The 17,532-nt window shown below is 56.0% G+C and carries 15 protein-coding genes and 1 pseudogene; 9 read left to right on the forward strand and 7 right to left on the reverse strand.

Annotation, left to right across the window (positions count from 1 at the left end; translation table 11 throughout):
- Positions 1–91: 91 nt before the first annotated feature.
- The gene (locus ORY85_RS02610) at positions 92–496 is read left to right on the forward strand and encodes a DUF2846 domain-containing protein (protein WP_274571418.1); all 405 of its coding nucleotides are present in this window, start codon (positions 92–94) and stop codon (positions 494–496) included.
- 200 nt (positions 497–696) lie between these two features.
- Here ORY85_RS02610 and ORY85_RS02615 read toward each other — a convergent pair whose 3' ends face one another.
- Positions 697–873: a protein MIGRI gene (locus ORY85_RS02615; protein ID WP_274571419.1), complete on the reverse strand. Its 177-nt coding sequence runs from the start codon at positions 871–873 to the stop codon at positions 697–699.
- Between the two features lie 83 nt (positions 874–956).
- On the opposite strand from ORY85_RS02615, the gene ORY85_RS02620 reads away from it, so the two are divergent.
- From ORY85_RS02620 to ORY85_RS02640, 5 genes are all read left to right on the forward strand, one after another.
- Positions 957–2,093 carry a homoserine O-acetyltransferase gene (locus ORY85_RS02620; protein WP_274571420.1) on the forward strand — a complete coding sequence of 379 codons (1,137 nt, stop codon included), beginning with the start codon at positions 957–959 and terminating at the stop codon, positions 2,091–2,093.
- Positions 2,090–2,677 (forward strand): methionine biosynthesis protein MetW, encoded by a 588-nt coding sequence (gene metW / locus ORY85_RS02625; protein WP_274571421.1) that lies wholly within the window; start codon positions 2,090–2,092, stop codon positions 2,675–2,677. The genes ORY85_RS02620 and metW overlap by 4 nt, the downstream gene beginning before the upstream one ends.
- Positions 2,678–2,995: 318 nt before the next feature.
- Positions 2,996–5,275, forward strand: coding sequence for an NADP-dependent malic enzyme (locus ORY85_RS02630; RefSeq protein WP_274571422.1), 2,280 nt, complete (start codon positions 2,996–2,998; stop codon positions 5,273–5,275).
- Positions 5,276–5,379: 104 nt separating this feature from the next.
- The gene (locus ORY85_RS02635; protein WP_274571423.1) at positions 5,380–5,796 is read left to right on the forward strand and encodes an HIT family protein; all 417 of its coding nucleotides are present in this window, start codon (positions 5,380–5,382) and stop codon (positions 5,794–5,796) included.
- Between the two features lie 44 nt (positions 5,797–5,840).
- Positions 5,841–7,019, forward strand: a complete 1,179-nt coding sequence (locus tag ORY85_RS02640) for an LD-carboxypeptidase (RefSeq protein ID WP_274571424.1) — start codon at positions 5,841–5,843, stop codon at positions 7,017–7,019.
- Between the two features lie 142 nt (positions 7,020–7,161).
- Here the strand turns inward: ORY85_RS02640 and ORY85_RS02645 are convergent, their stop codons facing one another.
- From ORY85_RS02645 to earP, 3 genes are all read right to left on the reverse strand, one after another.
- Positions 7,162–8,070 carry an NAD(+)/NADH kinase gene (locus tag ORY85_RS02645; protein ID WP_274571425.1) on the reverse strand — a complete coding sequence of 303 codons (909 nt, stop codon included), beginning with the start codon at positions 8,068–8,070 and terminating at the stop codon, positions 7,162–7,164.
- Positions 8,071–8,165: 95 nt separating this feature from the next.
- Positions 8,166–8,726, reverse strand: coding sequence for an elongation factor P (gene efp / locus ORY85_RS02650; protein WP_274571426.1), 561 nt, complete (start codon positions 8,724–8,726; stop codon positions 8,166–8,168).
- A 51-nt stretch (positions 8,727–8,777) separates the two neighbouring features.
- Positions 8,778–9,938 carry an elongation factor P maturation arginine rhamnosyltransferase EarP gene (gene earP / locus ORY85_RS02655; protein ID WP_274571427.1) on the reverse strand — a complete coding sequence of 387 codons (1,161 nt, stop codon included), beginning with the start codon at positions 9,936–9,938 and terminating at the stop codon, positions 8,778–8,780.
- A gap of 423 nt (positions 9,939–10,361) precedes the next feature.
- Here earP and gyrA point away from each other — a divergent pair, with 423 nt between their 5' ends.
- The 3 genes from gyrA to cysD all read left to right on the forward strand — a co-directional run bounded on the left by gyrA (position 10,362) and on the right by cysD (position 15,282).
- Complete coding sequence (gene gyrA / locus ORY85_RS02660) at positions 10,362–13,181, forward strand: DNA gyrase subunit A (RefSeq protein ID WP_274571428.1); 2,820 nt, start codon at positions 10,362–10,364, stop codon at positions 13,179–13,181.
- A gap of 421 nt (positions 13,182–13,602) precedes the next feature.
- The gene (locus ORY85_RS02665) at positions 13,603–14,352 is read left to right on the forward strand and encodes a phosphoadenylyl-sulfate reductase (RefSeq protein ID WP_274571429.1); all 750 of its coding nucleotides are present in this window, start codon (positions 13,603–13,605) and stop codon (positions 14,350–14,352) included.
- 12 nt (positions 14,353–14,364) lie between these two features.
- On the forward strand, positions 14,365–15,282 hold the full coding sequence (cysD, locus tag ORY85_RS02670; protein ID WP_274571430.1) for a sulfate adenylyltransferase subunit CysD: 918 nt from the start codon (positions 14,365–14,367) through the stop codon (positions 15,280–15,282).
- Positions 15,283–15,526: 244 nt separating this feature from the next.
- Here the strand turns inward: cysD and prmB are convergent, their stop codons facing one another.
- The 3 genes and pseudogenes from prmB to ORY85_RS10615 all read right to left on the reverse strand — a co-directional run.
- On the reverse strand, positions 15,527–16,429 hold the full coding sequence (gene prmB / locus ORY85_RS02675) for a 50S ribosomal protein L3 N(5)-glutamine methyltransferase (RefSeq protein ID WP_274571431.1): 903 nt from the start codon (positions 16,427–16,429) through the stop codon (positions 15,527–15,529).
- 93 nt (positions 16,430–16,522) lie between these two features.
- Positions 16,523–16,945, reverse strand: a complete 423-nt coding sequence (locus ORY85_RS10610) for a hypothetical protein (protein WP_405030346.1) — start codon at positions 16,943–16,945, stop codon at positions 16,523–16,525.
- A gap of 144 nt (positions 16,946–17,089) precedes the next feature.
- Positions 17,090–17,401 (reverse strand): annotated as a pseudogene (locus ORY85_RS10615) (ATP-binding cassette domain-containing protein); the annotation flags it as partial.
- Positions 17,402–17,532 lie beyond the last annotated feature (131 nt).

The raw sequence follows: 17,532 nt of genomic DNA on the forward strand, positions 1-17,532 counted from the left end.
ATGGCATATTCAAAAGTAAATAATTCAAAATAAATTAATTATTTTAGGAGGAATCATGAAGAGACTCTTGCTGGTTTTGATACCGGTTTTGTTGGCTGCCTGTGCAGGCGGACCACTGGCCACAGTGGAGGCAGATGCTGCCGCGAAAAAATTTGTTGCACCGTCTGATAATACCGCTAATTTATATATCTACCGCAACGAATCGTTCGGTGGCGCGATTAATATGAATATCTTCATTGATAATCAGCGTGTTGCAACCACAGGGCCGAAAACATATATCATGAAAAACTTGCCGGCCGGTGCGCATAAAGTCGAGGGGGTGGCCGCAGAAGGAACCAGTATTTTAAATATCGACTTATTGCCCAATACGATTAAATTTGTGTGGCAGGAAGTGAAAATGGGCATTTTCGGTGCCCGAAATAAACTTCAAGAAGTATCGGCAGAAGAAGGCATGAAAGGTGTGCAGGAAAGCAAATTGCTGCTGCACGACAAATAATGAACTTGATGTAGAGCATAATGGAGGCCGCCTGAAAATGCTGTGTGCGTATTTTCAGACGGCCTTTTGCTGTGTCCGATAATGCCGTAGGTCGGATTCCCGAATCCGACATTAAATAAAAACTCGGTATCTCTAAAAGATATTTTGATAACAGAAACCCGTTTCAGTTTCAGACGGCTTTTCCCGCCCTGTCGTGCAGTCTAAGCAGCCAAAAAATAATACCATGCCAGCGCAAGCGCAGAGGCACTCAGACAGATCAGGGCACTTGTCTGTACGGTTTCATGCAGCGCACGTTTATGCCGCCGCCCGAGCAGGCATTGGAAAATCAGTACGGCCAGCGATGCCAGCAGGAAAAGTTTCAACAAACGGCCGATCATAGATGAAAACCGCCGCTGCGGGCGGTGCTAAATCTGATGGGAAACGCTATAATAAGTGCTTTGACAGCTTGGCGTACAGATTTATGTTTCCGGCCGACAGCGTGGGCTTGGTCAGCCCGCAGAAAATCGCTTTCGATACCCCGCTTACCCTGCAAAGCGGCCGTGTCCTGCCGCGTTTTGATTTGATGGTGGAGACTTACGGCCGTCTGAATGCGGCCAAAGACAATGCGGTATTGGTCTGTCATGCTTTGTCGGGGCATCATCATGTGGCCGGTTATCACAGTGAGAACGACAAGCAGCCGGGCTGGTGGGACAATATGGTCGGACCGGGCAAGCCGGTGGATACCGACCGTTTTTTTGTGGTCGGTGTCAATAATCTGGGCGGCTGCCACGGCAGTACCGGTCCTTTGAGTACCAATCCCGAAACGGGCGGCGAATACGGCGCGGATTTTCCGGTGGTTACCGTCAAAGACTGGGTACGCAGCCAAGCCATGCTGGCCGATTATTTCGGCATCGGGAAATGGGCGGCGGTCATCGGCGGCAGTATGGGCGGTATGCAGGCCTTGCAATGGGCGGTGGATTATCCCAAGCGGATTGCTCATGCGCTGGTGATTGCCGCCGCGCCGCGCCTGACGGCGCAGAATATCGCTTTTAACGATGTGGCGCGCCAAGCCATCATTACCGACCCCGATTTTCACGGCGGCCACTACCGCCGCCACGGCACATTGCCGCGCCGGGGTCTGCGCATCGCGCGCATGATGGGGCATATCACTTATCTGGCCGAAGCGGGTTTGGGGCAAAAGTTCGGCCGCAGTATGTGCCACGATACTTATCAGTACAACTACGATTTGGAATTTCAAATCGAATCGTATCTGCGCCACCAGGGCGACAAATTTGCCGAACAGTTTGATGCCAACACTTATCTGCGCATGACCAAAGCCTTGGATTATTTCTCGCCGGCCGAAGATTTCGGCGATGATTTGGTGGCCGCGCTCAAACAGGCCGAAGCCAAATTTTTTGTGGCCGGATTCAGCACCGACTGGCGGTTTGCGCCGCAGCGTTCGCGCGCATTGGTCAAGCATTTGGTGAAAGCGGGCAAGTCGGTGCAGTATATCGAAATCGAATCCGTCCACGGCCACGATGCCTTTCTGATGACCGACGAACCCTATATCCGCGCGGTGCGCGCCTTTATGAAAAATGTAGCCGGAAGCCCGATATGACACAGTTGCGCGATGATTTGCAGTTGATTTACGACTGGATTCCCGCAGAAAGCCGCGTGTTGGATTTGGGCTGCGGCGACGGCGCGCTGCTGGCCGCGCTGGTGGCACAGAAAGGCTGTACGGGCTACGGGGTGGAAATCGACACCGAAGGTGTACTGGCCTCGATTGCCCGCGGGGTAAACGTTATTCAAGCCGATTTGGAGCAAGGTTTGCGCGATTTCGACAGCAACAGCTTCGATGTGATTGTGCTGAGCCAAACCATTCAGGCCATGCAGAACACGGAAACCATTCTGCGGGATTTGAAACGCGTCGCCACGCAGGCGATTGTTTCCTTTCCCAATTTCGGCTATTGGCGCAACCGTCTGCAAATCGCATTGGGCGGCCATATGCCGGTGAGCGAGCGTATGCCGTACCAATGGTATAACACGCCGAACATCCATTGGTGTACCTTGAAAGATTTCGACCGGCTGTGTGCGAAAAACCGCATCGGCGTGCTGGAGCGCGCCGTGATGACGGGAGGCAGACGCATCAGCCTGATGCCGAATCTGCTGGGCAGTCTCGCGTTTTACCGTATCGGCGGCTAAGGCCGTCTGAAACAGTGCCGCGCAGCCTGTTTCGCAGCTGTTTTCAGACGGCATGATACGGCTGCTGCTGATGCGGCAGCAGGTACGTTGTGCTAGAATGGCGGTCATGTCCGTACCGTATTTCAAGGCTTGGCGGCACGGCGGGGAAATTTTGATGTCTCGGATGCCGGTCGGGTCTGTGTACGGAATCAGGCCGTCCCGGTGTCTGCCGCCGGAGGAGTCAGGCCTTAGAAAGCCGTCTGAAAACACCGGTTCTGCACAGGAAAATGCCGTTTCCGTTTTTCAGACGGCCTGTTACCAACGATTAGGAAAATCAGCATGGATGATTTAATCAAAGAAGCAGCACTCAAATTTCACGAATACCCCAATCCGGGCAAAATCCAAGTGGCGCCGACCAAGCCTCTGGCGACCCAATACGATCTGTCGCTGGCCTATTCGCCGGGTGTGGCCGCACCGTGTATGGAAATCTATGCTGACCCGCTCAATGCCTACAAATACACCGCGCGCGGCAACCTGGTGGCCGTGATTTCCAACGGTACTGCCGTTTTGGGCTTGGGCAACATCGGTCCTTTGGCCTCCAAACCCGTGATGGAAGGCAAGGGTGTTCTGTTTAAGAAGTTCGCCGGTATCGACGTATTCGATATCGAAGTGAACGAAACCGATCCCGACAAGCTGGTCGAAATCATCTCTGCGCTGGAACCGACATTCGGCGGCATCAATCTGGAAGACATCAAAGCCCCCGAGTGTTTCTATATCGAGAAAAAACTGCGCGAACGCTGCAATATCCCCGTTTTCCACGACGATCAGCACGGTACGGCCATTATTACGGCCGCTGCCGTACTCAACGCCCTGCGCGTAACCGGCAAAAAAATCGAAGAAGTGAAATTGGTCTGCTCCGGCGCGGGCGCGGCGGCGATTGCCTGTCTGGATCTGCTGGTTGCTTTGGGTATGCAGCGCGAAAATATTACCGTGTGCGATTCCAAAGGTGTGATTTTCCGCACCCGCGAAGACCGCGAACGTATGGATGAGAGCAAAGTGCGTTATGCCGTAGAAGACAACGGTCAGCGCACGCTGGGCGATGCCGTGCCGGGCAAAGACATTTTCCTCGGCCTTTCCGGTGCCAACCTGCTCAAAGCCGAGATGCTCAAACAGATGGCCGACTCGCCGATTGTGCTGGCTCTGGCCAATCCCCAGCCGGAAATCTGGCCGCCCGAGGCCAAAGCTGTGCGCCCCGATGTGATTATCGGTACCGGTCGTTCGGATTTCCCGAACCAGGTTAATAATGTCCTGTGCTTCCCGTTTATTTTCCGCGGTGCGCTCGATGTGGGCGCAACCACGATTAACGAAGAAATGAAGCTGGCCTGCGTACGCGCGATTGCCGATTTGGCGATGGCAGAATCCAGTGCCGAAGTGGCCGGTGCCTACGGTGATGCCGATTTGACTTTCGGTCCCGAGTATCTGATTCCGAAACCGTTCGACCCGCGCCTGATTGCCAAAATCGCACCGGCCGTGGCGCAGGCGGCCATGGATTCGGGCGTGGCCGCCCGTCCGATTGCCGATATGGAAGCTTATGTCGAACAATTGAACGAATTTGTTTACAAAACCAGCCTGATTATGCGTCCGGTCTTTGCGCAGGCGAAAAAAGACATCAAACGCATCGTGCTGACCGAAGGCGAAGACGAGCGTGTGCTGCACGCGGCACAGCAGGTGGTGTCGCAGAAACTGGCGTTTCCGATTTTGGTCGGCGATGCGCGCCTGATTGAAGAGCGTCTGCACAGCCAAGGCCTGACTATCCGTTCCGGTACCGATTTCGAGCTGATCGACATCAACGATAACCCATATTTCGACGAAAGTGCCAAAGCCTATTACGAACTGCTCAAACGCAAAGGCGTAACCGAAGAAATGGCCCGCCGCCGCGTGCGCGCAAACAGCACGCTGGTCGGTGCGCTGATGGTGCGGTTGGGGTATGCCGACGGTCTGGTATGCGGCACGATGGGGCGTTTCCGAGACCATTTCTCGATTATGGAGGAAGTCATCGGTTACGATAATCCCGAAAAGCATGCTTTTGCCATGAACGCGCTGATTTCCAACAAAGGCAATTTCTTTATCGCCGATACTTATGTCAATCACGACCCGACGGCCGAGCAGCTGGCCAAGGGGACACTGATGTGTGCGGCCGAAATGAAGCGTTTCGGCATCAAGCCGAAAGTCGCGCTGATTTCCAACTCCAACTACGGTTCGCACAGCGACAAAGACAGCGACAAAATGCAGGCAACGCTGGAATTGGTGCGCCAATGGGATCCGGATTTGGAAATCGACGGCGAAATGCAGGCCGATGTGGCTTTGGACGAAGAAATGCGCAAGAGCATTTTCCCCGAAACCACATTGTCCGGCGCGGCCAATCTGCTGGTGATGCCGAATGTGGAAGCGGCCAATATCAGCTACAACCTGCTGCGCGTGAATGCGACCAACGGCATTACGGTCGGTCCGATTCTGATGGGCCTGAACCGGCCGGTGCATATCGTTACCCCGATTTCCACCGTGCGCCGTATTGTCAATATGATTGCGCTGGCCGCCGTTGATGCGCAACGCCAATAAAGGCAGGGCTTAAATTTACGTAAATTCTGTCAGAAAAGGCCGTCTGAAATTCAATTCAGACGGCCTTTCCTTTACAATAACCCCCTTGTTTGGCGAGGAAAAGCATGAAACCGGATTGCCCGATCTGTTGCGCGGAAAATGAAGAAATCCTGCTGCAAACCCCGCAGTTGCGCGTGATTGCGCTGCACAACGAGCCGAACGCACCGGCCTTCTGCCGCGTCATCTGGCAGGAGCATACTGCCGAAATGACCGATTTGGCACCGGCGCAGCGTGCTTTGCTGATGGAAACCGTTTATCGTGTGGAAGCGGCGATGCGCACAGTGTTGCGGCCGGTCAAAATCAATTTGGCCAGTCTCGGCAATGTGGTGCCGCATCTGCATTGGCATATTATTGCACGCTTTGAAAACGATGCCTGCTTCCCCGCGCCGGTATGGACGGCGGCGCAGCGTGAGGCTGCCGTTACCCTGCCGCCCGACTGGCAGCTCCGTGTGGCCGAACTGCTGGCAGCCGGTTCTGCCTGATATTTGACCGGTATGCCGAACCTCCATTCTCCGAAAAGGACTGTATGAATATTGTATTATCCCGCCGCGGCCTGCTGCGCGGCGGCGCGGCACTGGCAGGCAGCGGCCTGCTGGCCGCCTGTGCCGCACCCGCACCGAAACCCGCCGCCCGCCCGGCCGCGTCCGCCAGCCCGGTTTCATCCGGCCGTGTACCCTCTGTATCAGGAAATACCGTGTTACGCATTATCGCTTCTTCGGGTTTCGGTTCCGACGGCAACCGTATCCAAACCGCGCTCAACCGATTGAGCCATGCCGGTTTCAGTGTGACCAACCATCAGGCGGCCTACCGCCGTTTCCAGCGTTTTGCCGGTACGGATCAGGAGCGTATTGCCGATTTTCAGGATATGGCGGCGGGCAGGGTTGCGACGCCGAAAGTGATTATGGGCTTCCGTGGCGGTTACGGTGCGCACCGTCTGCTGCCGCACATCGATTTCGCTTCGCTGGGCGCACGTATGCGCGAGCAGGGCACGCTGTTTTTCGGTTTCAGCGATGTGTGCGCACTGCAGTTGGCCTTATTGGCCAAAGGCAAAATGATGAGCTTTGCCGGCCCGATGGCATACAGCGAGTTCGGCCGTCCCGTTTTGTCGGATTTCACCATGGACTCCTTTATTCGGGGCACTACCGATCCGAACCATACCATTCACGTTTTCGATGAAATGCAGACACGGCCGGTTCAGGCGGAGGGCGTGTTTTGGGGCGGCAATCTGAGCGTGTTGGCGGCATTGGCCGGATCGCCGTATCTGCCCGACATCAGCGGCGGGATTCTGTTTCTGGAAGATGTCGGAGAGCAGCCCTACCGTATCGAGCGTATGCTGCAAACCCTGCTGCTGGCCGGAGTGCTGCAAAAACAGCAGGCGGTTATTCTGGGCGATTTCCGCATGGGTTCGATCCGTGATGTCTATGACAGCAGCTATACGCTTTCAACTGTGGCGGCGCAAATCAGCCGCACGGCGAAAGTGCCGGTATTGAGCGGTTTTCCGTTCGGCCATATTGCCGACAAAGCCACATTCCCCTTGGGCGCACACGCCAAGCTGCGCAGCAGCGGCAACGGCTATTCGGTACAGTTTGGCGGTTATCCCACGCTGAACCTGTCTGTTTTGGCTTTGGATACGCTGCGTCCGTCTGCTGTAGGCGTGGAGACCAGCGGTTTTGTGGCGGAGGACAGCGCGGCGGAATCCGATTAATCAGATCATCAGGGCTTCAAGATTTCTTGAATTTTTGTTGATATTCTTCTATCAGGCCGTCTGAATCCGATCACCATTTTGATTCAGACGGCCTTTGGGTTGTTGGAGACAGCGGCAAGGCGCTGCGGACAGGAAAACGCGGTCAGAATTTATCCGACAGATTGACCAGCTGTTCGCCCCAGTGCAGTTTTTGGCGCAGGATTTTGTAGTATTGGTAGTCGCTGGGATGCAGTACGCGCAGGCTGTGGCGGTAGCGGTGGATACGGATACTGTCGCCGGTGTGGACATCGGTATGCGACTGGCCGTCGAAGTGGACGCGGCCGTCGCCCGCTTTGGTAATGAGAATATTGATTTCGCAGGTGTCGGGGACGGCAATCGGGCGGTTGGTCATCGATTGCGGGCAAATCGGCACCAGCGTAAATGCACGCAGGCTGGCTTGCAGAATCGGTCCGCCGGCGGCCAGCGAATAGGCAGTCGAGCCGGTGGGCGTGGCGACAATCAGGCCGTCGGAGCGTTGGCTGCACACAAATTCCTGATCGATAAAAACTTCAAATTCAATCATTTGCCCCGCACCGCCGCGCGAGATAACGACATCGTTCAGTGCGAGAGCCGTATTGACGGAGGCGTTGTCGCGCAGTAGGGCGGCTTCGAGCAGGATACGTTCTTCCGCGCGGTACTTGCCGGTCAGCATACCGCCGATTTCGCCGGTCATGTTTTCGCGCGGCACTTGGGTAAGAAAGCCCAAATGCCCCTGATTGACACCGATCAGCGGGACGCGGAACGGGGCAACTTCGCGGGCAACAGACAAAAATGTACCGTCGCCGCCCAAGGCAACCACCAAATCGCAACGCCGCGCAATCGAGGCTTTGGTTTCCCAGTGGCAGCGCCCGGCATCTTCGGCATCGAGCAGATCGGGGGCGATACTTTCGCCGTCCAGATAAACATGGATTTTCCGTGCCAGTAAAAAGCACACCAATTCTTGCAGGCAGTGTTCGATGTGCGGGGTTTGCGGCCGGATAACGATGCCGATGTGTTTGAACTGGCTGATCATGGGCGGGCAGGGCGGTTGGAAATGGGGCGATTATCCATGAAAAAAGGCCGTCTGAAAACGGGAAATTGCGTTTTCAGACGGCCTGTGCAGGGGCGTTAAGCGCGTTTGCGGAATTCGCCGGTACGGGTGTCGATTTCGACTTTGTCGCCGTTTTCGATATAGGACATCACCTGGATTTCGGTACCGCCGACCAGACGGGCGGTTTTCATCACTTTGCCCGAAGTATCGCCTTTAACGGCAGGCTCGGTGTATTCGACTTCGCGCACGATGATGGTGGGCAGCTCCACGGAAATCGGGTTGCCTTCGTAGAACGTTACTTCGCACACGTCTTCCATGCCGTCCACGATGAATTTCAACGCGTCGCCGATGTTTTCGGCTTCGATTTCGTACTGGTTGAACTCTTCGTCCATAAAGACGTACATCGGATCGGCGAAATAGCTGTAAGTACAGTTTTTGCGTGCCAGAACGACGACATCGAATTTGTCGTCGGCTTTGTAGATGGTTTCGCTGGCTGCGCCGGTCAGCAGGTTTTTCAGTTTCATGCTGACTTTGGCAGAGGAGCGGCCGCCTTTGATGTACTCGGTTTTTTGAACCACCATCGGATCGTTGCCGACCATAAATACGTTGCCTGCGCGCAGTTCTTGTGCAGTTTTCATGTTGTTGTTTCCGTTTTGGTTGGAAGTTGGGAAGAAAATAAACGCGCTATTTTAGCCTTGTCCGCAGAATTTGGCTAGTTTTTCCACGGCGGAAGGTTGTGCGTGCAGAGCGGCCGACCAGCGGTGCGTGCTGTCCTGCCAGCAGGCATATTGAGACATCAGGGTGTGCCAGGCGGTGGTACGGGCGGTGTCGTCCAATTTTTCTGAACCGTTGATCTCGCCCGATAAAGCCTGATGGGCACGGAAAACGGTAGCGTCGTAATACGGTGCGGCCAGTTGCCAGAAAGCGTCCAGCTTGGGCAAATGCGCCGCTTCGTCTTGCGGGTAGATATGCCAGAGAAAGGGTTTGCCCGCCAATTGGGCGCGCACAAAGCTGTCTTCGCCGCGCACCACGGCCATATCGGCATGATGCAGCAGGTTGTCGAATTCACTTTGCGGGACAAACGGCAGTCGGATCAGGCGGATATTGCCCAGCATGAAGCTGCTGCCGACAGTGTGCAGCGCATCGGCAGGCAGCATACCGGCCTGACGGAAACTGTCGGCAATCTGATGTCCGGCCAGCAGCAGGGTCAGCGGCCGGCCGAGTGTCTGCCAGGCGGCCAGCCATTGCGGCCAGACGGTACTGCGGTAACCGAACAGCAGCCATTCGGGCGAACTGTTTTGCGGGGGGATGGGCAGGGCGGCGCGCCAGCGGCGCAGGGTTGCCGAGTCCGGTGCAGTATAGTTTTTTTCGCGCAGCAAACCGCCGCTTTTTTCACTGAAACCCATCAGCCAAAAATGTTTCCTGCTGCCGTCCGCAAGCAGGGAGGCTTTGCCGTGCATGGCTTCGGCCCACGCTTCGGCACTGAGATATTCCCAGTTCAGCCACCATGTGTCCGGTCGGCGGGCATGGTGTTCGACCGCTTCGGGCAGACGGCAGCCGAAGGTTTCGATGATGTAATCGGGTGTGCCGGCACAGTGCAGGCCGTCTGCATGGCGGCCTTCCTGCCAGCGGTTCAAGTGTATGCCCTTGTAGGTGCAGGGCAGTGCGGGCAGGTCGGGACAGAGCGCGCGCAGGGCATTTTCATCGTCCAGCCACAGATAAACATCCGCCTGCCATTCGGCGGACAGTATTGTGGCCAGCCGCCAACTCACACCGATGTCGCCGAAATTGTCGATAACGGTGCAGAACAGCCAGCAGGCGGGGGGGCGGTGGCGGGCAGGTAGGGGCATAACGGGAAAAAAGCAAAAGGCGCAAGGGTTTACTGTATCGTTCGTTTTGTCAAGGAAAATGATGCGGCAAAATGTTTTTTATCCACACGGCGGGAAAGCTCGGAGCTTGATGCCAAAAAGCAGCCGTTCTCAATACAGGTAAAGGGGTTTATGTTATATGTTTATGAAAATAAATGAATTTTTCAAACAGTCTAATTTTTGGGCAGTTTAGGCGCAGTGCCTGATTTATCGGGAAAAAGCACGGGCGTCCACGCACTACCCCCAGACTTATCCACAGAAAATGTGTACACGCTTCCCGGCCGTCTGAAAAAGCATAGCAACGCTGCTTCAGTTGTACCGCCCCTGCCGTGTTCCGGCCGATGCCGTGCGGGGCAATTGTGTGGTAAAATACGTGCTTAAATTTTCTGACCACGGCAGTTTGACATGACCGACGCAACCGTCCGCAACGACCATCATTTTGCAAAAGAAACCCTTCCCGTCAGCCTAGAAGAGGAAATGCGCCGCAGCTATCTGGATTACGCCATGAGCGTGATTGTCGGGCGCGCGCTGCCCGATGTGCGCGACGGTCTGAAACCGGTTCACCGCCGCGTGCTGTTTGCCATGCACGAGCAGAAAAACAGCTGGAACAGCCCGCATAAAAAATCGGCGCGTATCGTGGGCGATGTCATCGGTAAATACCACCCGCACGGCGACACCGCCGTTTACGACACCATCGTGCGCATGGCGCAGGATTTTTCGCTGCGCTATATGCTGATCAACGGGCAGGGCAATTTCGGTTCGATTGACGGCGATGCGGCGGCGGCCATGCGTTATACCGAAATCCGCATGGCGAAAATCGCCCACGAAATGCTGGCCGATATTGAAGAAGAAACGGTCAATTTCAGCCCCAACTACGACGGCAACGAACAGGAACCGCAGGTGCTGCCCACCCGTTTTCCCGCTCTGCTGGTCAACGGCTCGTCCGGCATTGCCGTCGGTATGGCGACCAATATCCCGCCGCATAATCTTTCCGACAGCATCGATGCCTGTCTGCGCCTGCTGGCCGAACCGCAAACCGACATCGACGAATTGATCGATTTGGTCAAAGCCCCCGACTTTCCGACCGGCGGTATCATTTACGGTCTTTCCGGCGTGCGCGAAGGCTATAAAACCGGCCGCGGCCGCGTACTGATGCGTGCCAAAGCGCATTTCGAAGTGTTGGACAAAGACCGCAAAACCCTGCACATTGCGGACAGCGACCGTCCCGCCAATCCGAAAAGCGACGAACGCGAAGCCATCATCATCACGGAAATCCCGTATCAGGTAAACAAAGCGCGTCTGGTGGAGCGCATCGGCGAACTGATTAAAGAAAAAGTCATTGAGGGTATTCACGATATTTACGATGTGTCCAATGACGAGGGTATCCGCATCGTTATTGAACTCAAACGCCACGAAAATGCCGAAGTGGTGCTCAACCAGCTCTACAAACTCACCCAGCTGCAAGACAGTTTCGGCATCAATATGGTGGCTCTGGTGGACGGTCAGCCGCGCCTGCTGAATCTGAAACAGATTTTGAGCGAATTCCTGCGCCACCGCCGCGAAGTCGTTACCCGCCGCACCCTGTTCCGCCTGAAAAAATCGCGCCACGAAGGCCATATTGCCGAAGGTAAAGCGGTTGCGCTGTCGAATATCGACGAAATGATCGAGCTGATCAAACAGTCGGCCGATGCGCCCGAAGCCAAAGAAAAACTGCTGGCGCGCCCGTGGCGTTCGGTATTGGTGGAAGAAATGTTAAGCCGCAGCGATTTGGACTGGCAGCTGGCCCGCCCGGAAGATTTGGAAGACGGCGGCCTGAAAGAGAACGGCTATCATCTGAGCGGCTTGCAGGCCGATGCCATTTTGCGCATGAGCCTGCGCAACCTGACCGGTCTGGATCAGGACGAAATCATCAAAGACTACAAAAACATCATGGCGCGCATCGTTGACCTGCTGGATATTTTGGCCAAACCCGAGCGCATCACCGCCATCATTCAGGAAGAATTGACCGAAATCAAAACCCAGTTCGGCGACGGCCGCCGCAGTACGATTAACCCGTTCGGCGGCGATATTGCCGACGAAGACCTGATACCGCCGCGCGAAATGGTGGTCACGCTGACCCACGGCGGCTACATCAAAACCCAGCCCACCAGCGATTATCAGGCGCAGCGGCGCGGCGGGCGCGGCAAACAGGCGGCAGCCACCAAAGACGAAGACTTTATCGAAACCCTCTTTGTCGCCAATACCCACGATTATCTGATGTGTTTCACCAATTTCGGCAAATGCCATTGGATTAAAGTGTACAAACTGCCCGAAGGCGGGCGCAACAGCCGAGGCCGCCCGATTAACAATGTAATTCAGTTGGACGAAGGCGAAAAAGTCAGCGCGGTGTTGGCCGTACGCGACTTCCCTGAAGACGAATACGTTTTCTTCGCCACTGCGCAGGGCCTGGTAAAAAAAGTCCAGCTTTCGGCGTTTAAAAACGTGCGTGCGCAGGGCATCAAAGCCATTGCGCTGAAAGAAGACGACAGTCTGGTGGGCGCGGCGCGAACCAGCGGCACCAGCGACATTATGCTGTTCTCGAATTTGGGCAAAGCCATCCGTTTCAACGAATATTACGAACGCAGCGGCGAAGCCGACGATGCGGAAGCGGAGGATTCAGACGGCCTCGATGCTGTCGGAGAAACCGATTCCGGTGATGATACCGATAACGGCGATATGCCGGTATTGAAAGGCAACGGCGTACGCCCGAGCGGGCGCGGCAGCGGCGGCCTGCGCGGTATGCGCCTGCCTGAAGGCGGCCGCATCGTCAGCCTGATTACCTTCGCCCCCGAATGTGACCAAGACGAAAACCTGCACGTTCTGACCGCAACCGCCAACGGTTACGGCAAGCGCACGCCGATTGCCGATTACAGCCGCAAAGGCAAAGGCGGTCAGGGCAACATCGCCATCAACACCGGCGAGCGCAACGGCGATTTGGTGGCGGCTACACTGGTCGGCGGTCAGGACGATTTGATGCTGATTACCAGCGGCGGCGTGCTGATCCGTACCAAAGTCGAGCAGATCCGCGAAACCGGCCGTGCCGCTGCGGGCGTACGCCTGATCAATCTGGACGAAGGCGAAACACTGGTCAGCCTGGAACGGGTTGCCGAGCCGGAAGAAGACGAAACCGATCATGCGGCTGCCGATTCCGCCACAGAAGAAGCGGCTGCGGGCGGGGACGAATAAACCAAAACAGCCGTACTCATAGGCCGTCTGAAAACGCATGATGGAAAACGCGTTTTCAGACGGCCTTTGTGGATTTTTGATGTATCCACATTTTTGGGCAGATTGGGGTAGATCGGATTCTGGAATCCGATTTGAATTTGAGCATGTGGTTATTTGTCGGATACAAGTATCCGACCTACGGCTATGTCCCAAAGTAGGTCGGATTTTTAAATCCGACATTATTCGGATACCACGGCCAAGGCTTGCACTCCCAATCTGAAGGTACGCCCGCAAGAAATATAACGGATTTTCAGACGGCCTTTGAGGCGTTTATCCGGCCTTTTCGCTTCGGTTATAAGCAAAGAAGAAAGCATTCTTTTTCTTCGGCGGCAGGCTGTGCCACGATAGCGGTCAATCAGTTGGTTTGAGGCGGAGGACGGCAGTGAAACCCGAATTGTGGCAGATACCCGAAGTGGCGGCAGCAGCGGCTGCGCGCTTGGGACAGAAAACGGCAGAGCTGGATCGGCGGCTGTGTGAAATTGCCGAACGTTTTCCCGATGCGGTGCTGGCGTCCAGTCTGGCAGTGGAAGATATGCTGATTACCGACCGTATTGCCGCCCTGTCGCTGCCTCTGGGGGTATTTACGTTGGATACGGGCAGGCTCAATCCTGAAACGGCCGCCTTGATCGGCGATACCCGCCGCCGTTATCCGCATATCGGATTGACGGTTTGGCGGCCGCAGGATGAAGCGGCGCAGGCGTTTGACCGCGAACACGGTGCGAGCGGTATTTATGAAAGCGTGGCGGTGCGCAAAGCGTGCTGCACCGTCCGTAAAGTCGAGCCGCTGAACCGCGCATTGTCGTCCGCCCGTGCATGGCTGACCGGCCAGCGGCGCGGCCAGTCGCCAACCCGCAGCGGGCTGGATTGGGAGGAGTGCGACCGGGAACGCGGTATCGTCAAATTCAATCCGATTTTCGATTGGGAAGAAGACGATGTCTGGGCGTATGCGGCCGCCCACAACCTGCCGCTCAACGCTCTCTACCGCCAAGGTTATCCCAGCATCGGCTGCGAACCCTGCACCCGTCCGGTCAAAAAAGGCGAGGATATCCGTGCCGGACGCTGGTGGTGGGAGAGCCGCGACAGTAAAGAGTGCGGCCTGCACAGCCAAAATACCGCAAATCCGTCATCATAAAGGAAAACCGATATGGCACATATCGAAAACAAGCATCTCGACTGGCTGGAAGCCGAATCCATTTATATTATCCGCGAAGTGGTTGCCGAAGCGAAAAATCCCGCGCTGCTGTTTTCCGGCGGCAAAGATTCTGTGGTGCTGCTCGCGCTTGCGGTCAAGGCGTTCCAAATCGAAGGGCGGCCGCTGCATCTGCCGTTTAAGCTGGTTCATGTGGACACCGGCCACAATTATCCCGAAGTGATTGCGTTTCGCGATGAAACCGTGGCGCGTACGGGCGTGGAACTGGTGGTGGGTCATGTGGAAGATTCGATTGCGCGCGGATCGGTGGTACTGCGCCGCAAAACCGATTCGCGCAATGCTGCCCAAGCGGTCACGCTGGTGGAAACCATCGAGGCGCACGGTTTTGATGCGCTGATGGGTGGCGCACGGCGCGACGAGGAAAAAGCGCGCGCCAAAGAGCGGATTTTTTCTTTCCGCGACGAATTCGGCCAATGGGATCCGAAAAACCAGCGTCCCGAGTTGTGGAATATTTACAATGCGCGCCTGTTTGCGGGCGAAAATATGCGGGTATTCCCGATTTCCAATTGGACGGAACTGGACATCTGGCAATATATCGCGCGCGAAAACCTCGCCCTGCCGCCGATTTATTATGCGCATGAGCGCGAAGTGGTCGAGCGCGGCGGTCTGCTGGTTCCCGTTACCCTGCTCACGCCCAAGCGCGACGGCGAAGAGTCGGCGGTGCGCAGCGTGCGCTTCCGCACCGTCGGCGATATTTCCTGTACCTGCCCCGTGGCCAGTACGGCCGCCACAGCCGAAGACATTATTGCCGAAACCGCGGCCGCCACGGTTTCCGAGCGCAGCGCCACCCGCATGGACGACCGCGCCTCCGAATCGGCGATGGAAGAGCGCAAGCGCGCAGGGTATTTTTAACCGCCCGCAACCGTCAAGGCCGTCTGAATGCGTTTTCAGACGGCCTGAACCGTCACAGTAAAGACATCAAGCCGGCCGGCAGCACGGCACTGCAGAGCATATGGGGGAAAAGTTTTTAACAGCCAAACTACTTTTCGGTTTGCCCGGTTCGGCAAATCAGACGGTTTGCGCTTTCGGGAAACGGTGTGGCCGTCTGAACGGGCGGTTTGCCCGAATGCCGTTCAGACGGCCTGAAACGGCCGGATTATGCCGCCTTCCCGAGCAGCTGTTCTCGGGTCAGCAGGAAAACGAAACCGTCGCCGCCGCTGGTTTCCAACCAGGTAAACGGCAAGTCGGGGTATTCGGCTTCAAGCATGTCGCGGTTATGGCCGATTTCCACCAGCAGCACGCCGTGCGGGTTGAGGTATTCGGCCGCACGCGCCAAGATGCAGCGTGTGGCATCGAGGCCGTCTGTACCGCTGCCTAGGGCAAGCTCGGGTTCGTGCAGGTATTCATCGGGCAGGGCGGCCACGGATTCGGCATCGACGTAGGGCGGATTGGAAACAATCAAGTCGTAGGTATCTTCCAATCCTTCAAACAAATCGGTGTGAATCAGATTGATGCGGTCGGCCAGATCGTACCGTTCCACATTGACGGCGGCCACTTCCAGCGCATCCAGACTCAAATCGACGGCATCGATGCGGGCGGCGGGATAATGATAGGCCATCTGCACCGCCAGACAGCCGCTGCCGGTGCACAAATCCAAAGCGCGGTGAACCAGTTCGTCGTGCTCTATCCACGGGCGCACCGCATCGCCCAGCAATTCGTAGATAAACGAGCGCGGCACAATCACGCGCTCATCGACATAAAAATCAAAATCGCCCTGCCAAGCCTGACGGGTGAGATAAGCGGCGGGCAGGCGTTCTTCCACGCGGCGGCGGATCAGTGCCAGTGCGGCGGCTTTTTCAGACGGCAAAAGACGCGCATCGAGATAGGGTTCCAGCGTGTGCGGCGGCAGATGCAGGGCATGCAGCAGCAGATAGGCGGCTTCGTCGTGCGCATTGTCGCTGCCGTGGCCGAAGAACAGGCCGGCTTCGTGGAAACGGCTGACGGCAAAACGCAAAAGGTCGCGCAGGGTGTGGAGGTGGGTTTCGGCTTCGTGAAACATTTCGGGCTTTCTCTATTTGAGTGATGGGGCGGGGTTGGGTTTCCCGTTTCGGTGCAAAGGTGTTTCTGCGGTCAGAAAACGGTTTGCCGGTTTTCAGACGGCCTTGCCGTTTTGCTTGTCTTCCAATAATGCCCAGCGTTCCAGTTTTTCCAGCAGCAGCATTTCAACGGCTTCGGCGCGTGTCTGTAATGAGGCGGCCTGTCCGTAGTCTTTGAAAATTTCCGGATCGGACAGTTTTTCGTTCAGTTCGCCCTGTTCGTTTTCCAAAGCGGCGATTTCGTCGGGCAGGGCATCGAGTTCGCGCTGTTCTTTATAGGAGAGCTTGACTGTGCGGTTGGCTTTGCGTTCGGTTTTGACGTTTTCAGACGGCCTGTCGGTTTTGCTGTTGGCGGCCGTCTGAAAACTTTGCTCGCGCTTTTTGGCATCGAGATAGTCTTCATATCCGCCGATGTATTCTTTCAGACGGCCCTCTCCTTCAAACACGATGCTCTGCGTCATCACATTATCCAGAAACATCCGGTCGTGGCTGACAAGAAACACCGTCCCCTGATAATCGCGCAGCAGCTCTTCCAAGAGCTCCTGTGTATCGATGTCCAAATCGTTGGTGGGTTCGTCGAGTACCAGAATATTGGCCGGTTTGGTAAACAGCTTGGCCAGCAAAAGGCGGTTGCGTTCGCCGCCGGAAAGGGAGGATACGGGCGACCGGGCGCGGGCGGGGTGGAACAGAAAATCTTCCAGATAACCCATCACATGGCGTTTTTTGCCGCCGATTTCGACATAGTCGTTGCCCTGCCCCAAAGTGTAGAACACGGTGTCGTTTTCGTTGAGTGCACTTCTGAACTGGTCGAAATAGGCCACTTCCTGTTTGCTGCCGATGCGGATTCGGCCGAAAGTCGGCTGCAATTCGCCTAAAATCAGTTTTAAAAATGTGGTTTTGCCGATGCCGTTGGGGCCGATTAAGCCGATTTTGTCGCCGCGCTGAATGATGGCGGAAAACGGCTGCATAATGATTTTGTCGCCGTATCGGAAGGCCGCGTGTTCCAGTTCGGCGATGATTTTGCCGCTTTTCTCGCCCGAATCGAGTTTGAAATTAACCTGCCCCT

This window comes from Neisseria leonii (genome assembly GCF_028776105.2).
Taxonomy (GTDB): Bacteria; Pseudomonadota; Gammaproteobacteria; order Burkholderiales; family Neisseriaceae; genus Neisseria; species Neisseria leonii.

Excerpts from the sequence above, each read along its gene's own strand:
- ORY85_RS02615 (WP_274571419.1), bottom strand. The coding sequence starts at position 873 with ATGATCGGCCGTTTGTTGAAACTTTTCCTGCTGGCATCGCTGGCCGTA.
- ORY85_RS02620 (WP_274571420.1), top strand. The coding sequence starts at position 957 with ATGTTTCCGGCCGACAGCGTGGGCTTGGTCAGCCCGCAGAAAATCGCT.
- metW (WP_274571421.1), top strand. The coding sequence starts at position 2,090 with ATGACACAGTTGCGCGATGATTTGCAGTTGATTTACGACTGGATTCCC.
- ORY85_RS02630 (WP_274571422.1), top strand. The coding sequence starts at position 2,996 with ATGGATGATTTAATCAAAGAAGCAGCACTCAAATTTCACGAATACCCC.
- ORY85_RS02635 (WP_274571423.1), top strand. The coding sequence starts at position 5,380 with ATGAAACCGGATTGCCCGATCTGTTGCGCGGAAAATGAAGAAATCCTG.
- ORY85_RS02640 (WP_274571424.1), top strand. The coding sequence starts at position 5,841 with ATGAATATTGTATTATCCCGCCGCGGCCTGCTGCGCGGCGGCGCGGCA.
- ORY85_RS02645 (WP_274571425.1), bottom strand. The coding sequence starts at position 8,070 with ATGATCAGCCAGTTCAAACACATCGGCATCGTTATCCGGCCGCAAACC.
- efp (WP_274571426.1), bottom strand. The coding sequence starts at position 8,726 with ATGAAAACTGCACAAGAACTGCGCGCAGGCAACGTATTTATGGTCGGC.
- earP (WP_274571427.1), bottom strand. The coding sequence starts at position 9,938 with ATGCCCCTACCTGCCCGCCACCGCCCCCCCGCCTGCTGGCTGTTCTGC.
- gyrA (WP_274571428.1), top strand. The coding sequence starts at position 10,362 with ATGACCGACGCAACCGTCCGCAACGACCATCATTTTGCAAAAGAAACC.
- cysD (WP_274571430.1), top strand. The coding sequence starts at position 14,365 with ATGGCACATATCGAAAACAAGCATCTCGACTGGCTGGAAGCCGAATCC.
- prmB (WP_274571431.1), bottom strand. The coding sequence starts at position 16,429 with ATGTTTCACGAAGCCGAAACCCACCTCCACACCCTGCGCGACCTTTTG.
- ORY85_RS10610 (WP_405030346.1), bottom strand. The coding sequence starts at position 16,945 with ATGTTTCTGGATAATGTGATGACGCAGAGCATCGTGTTTGAAGGAGAG.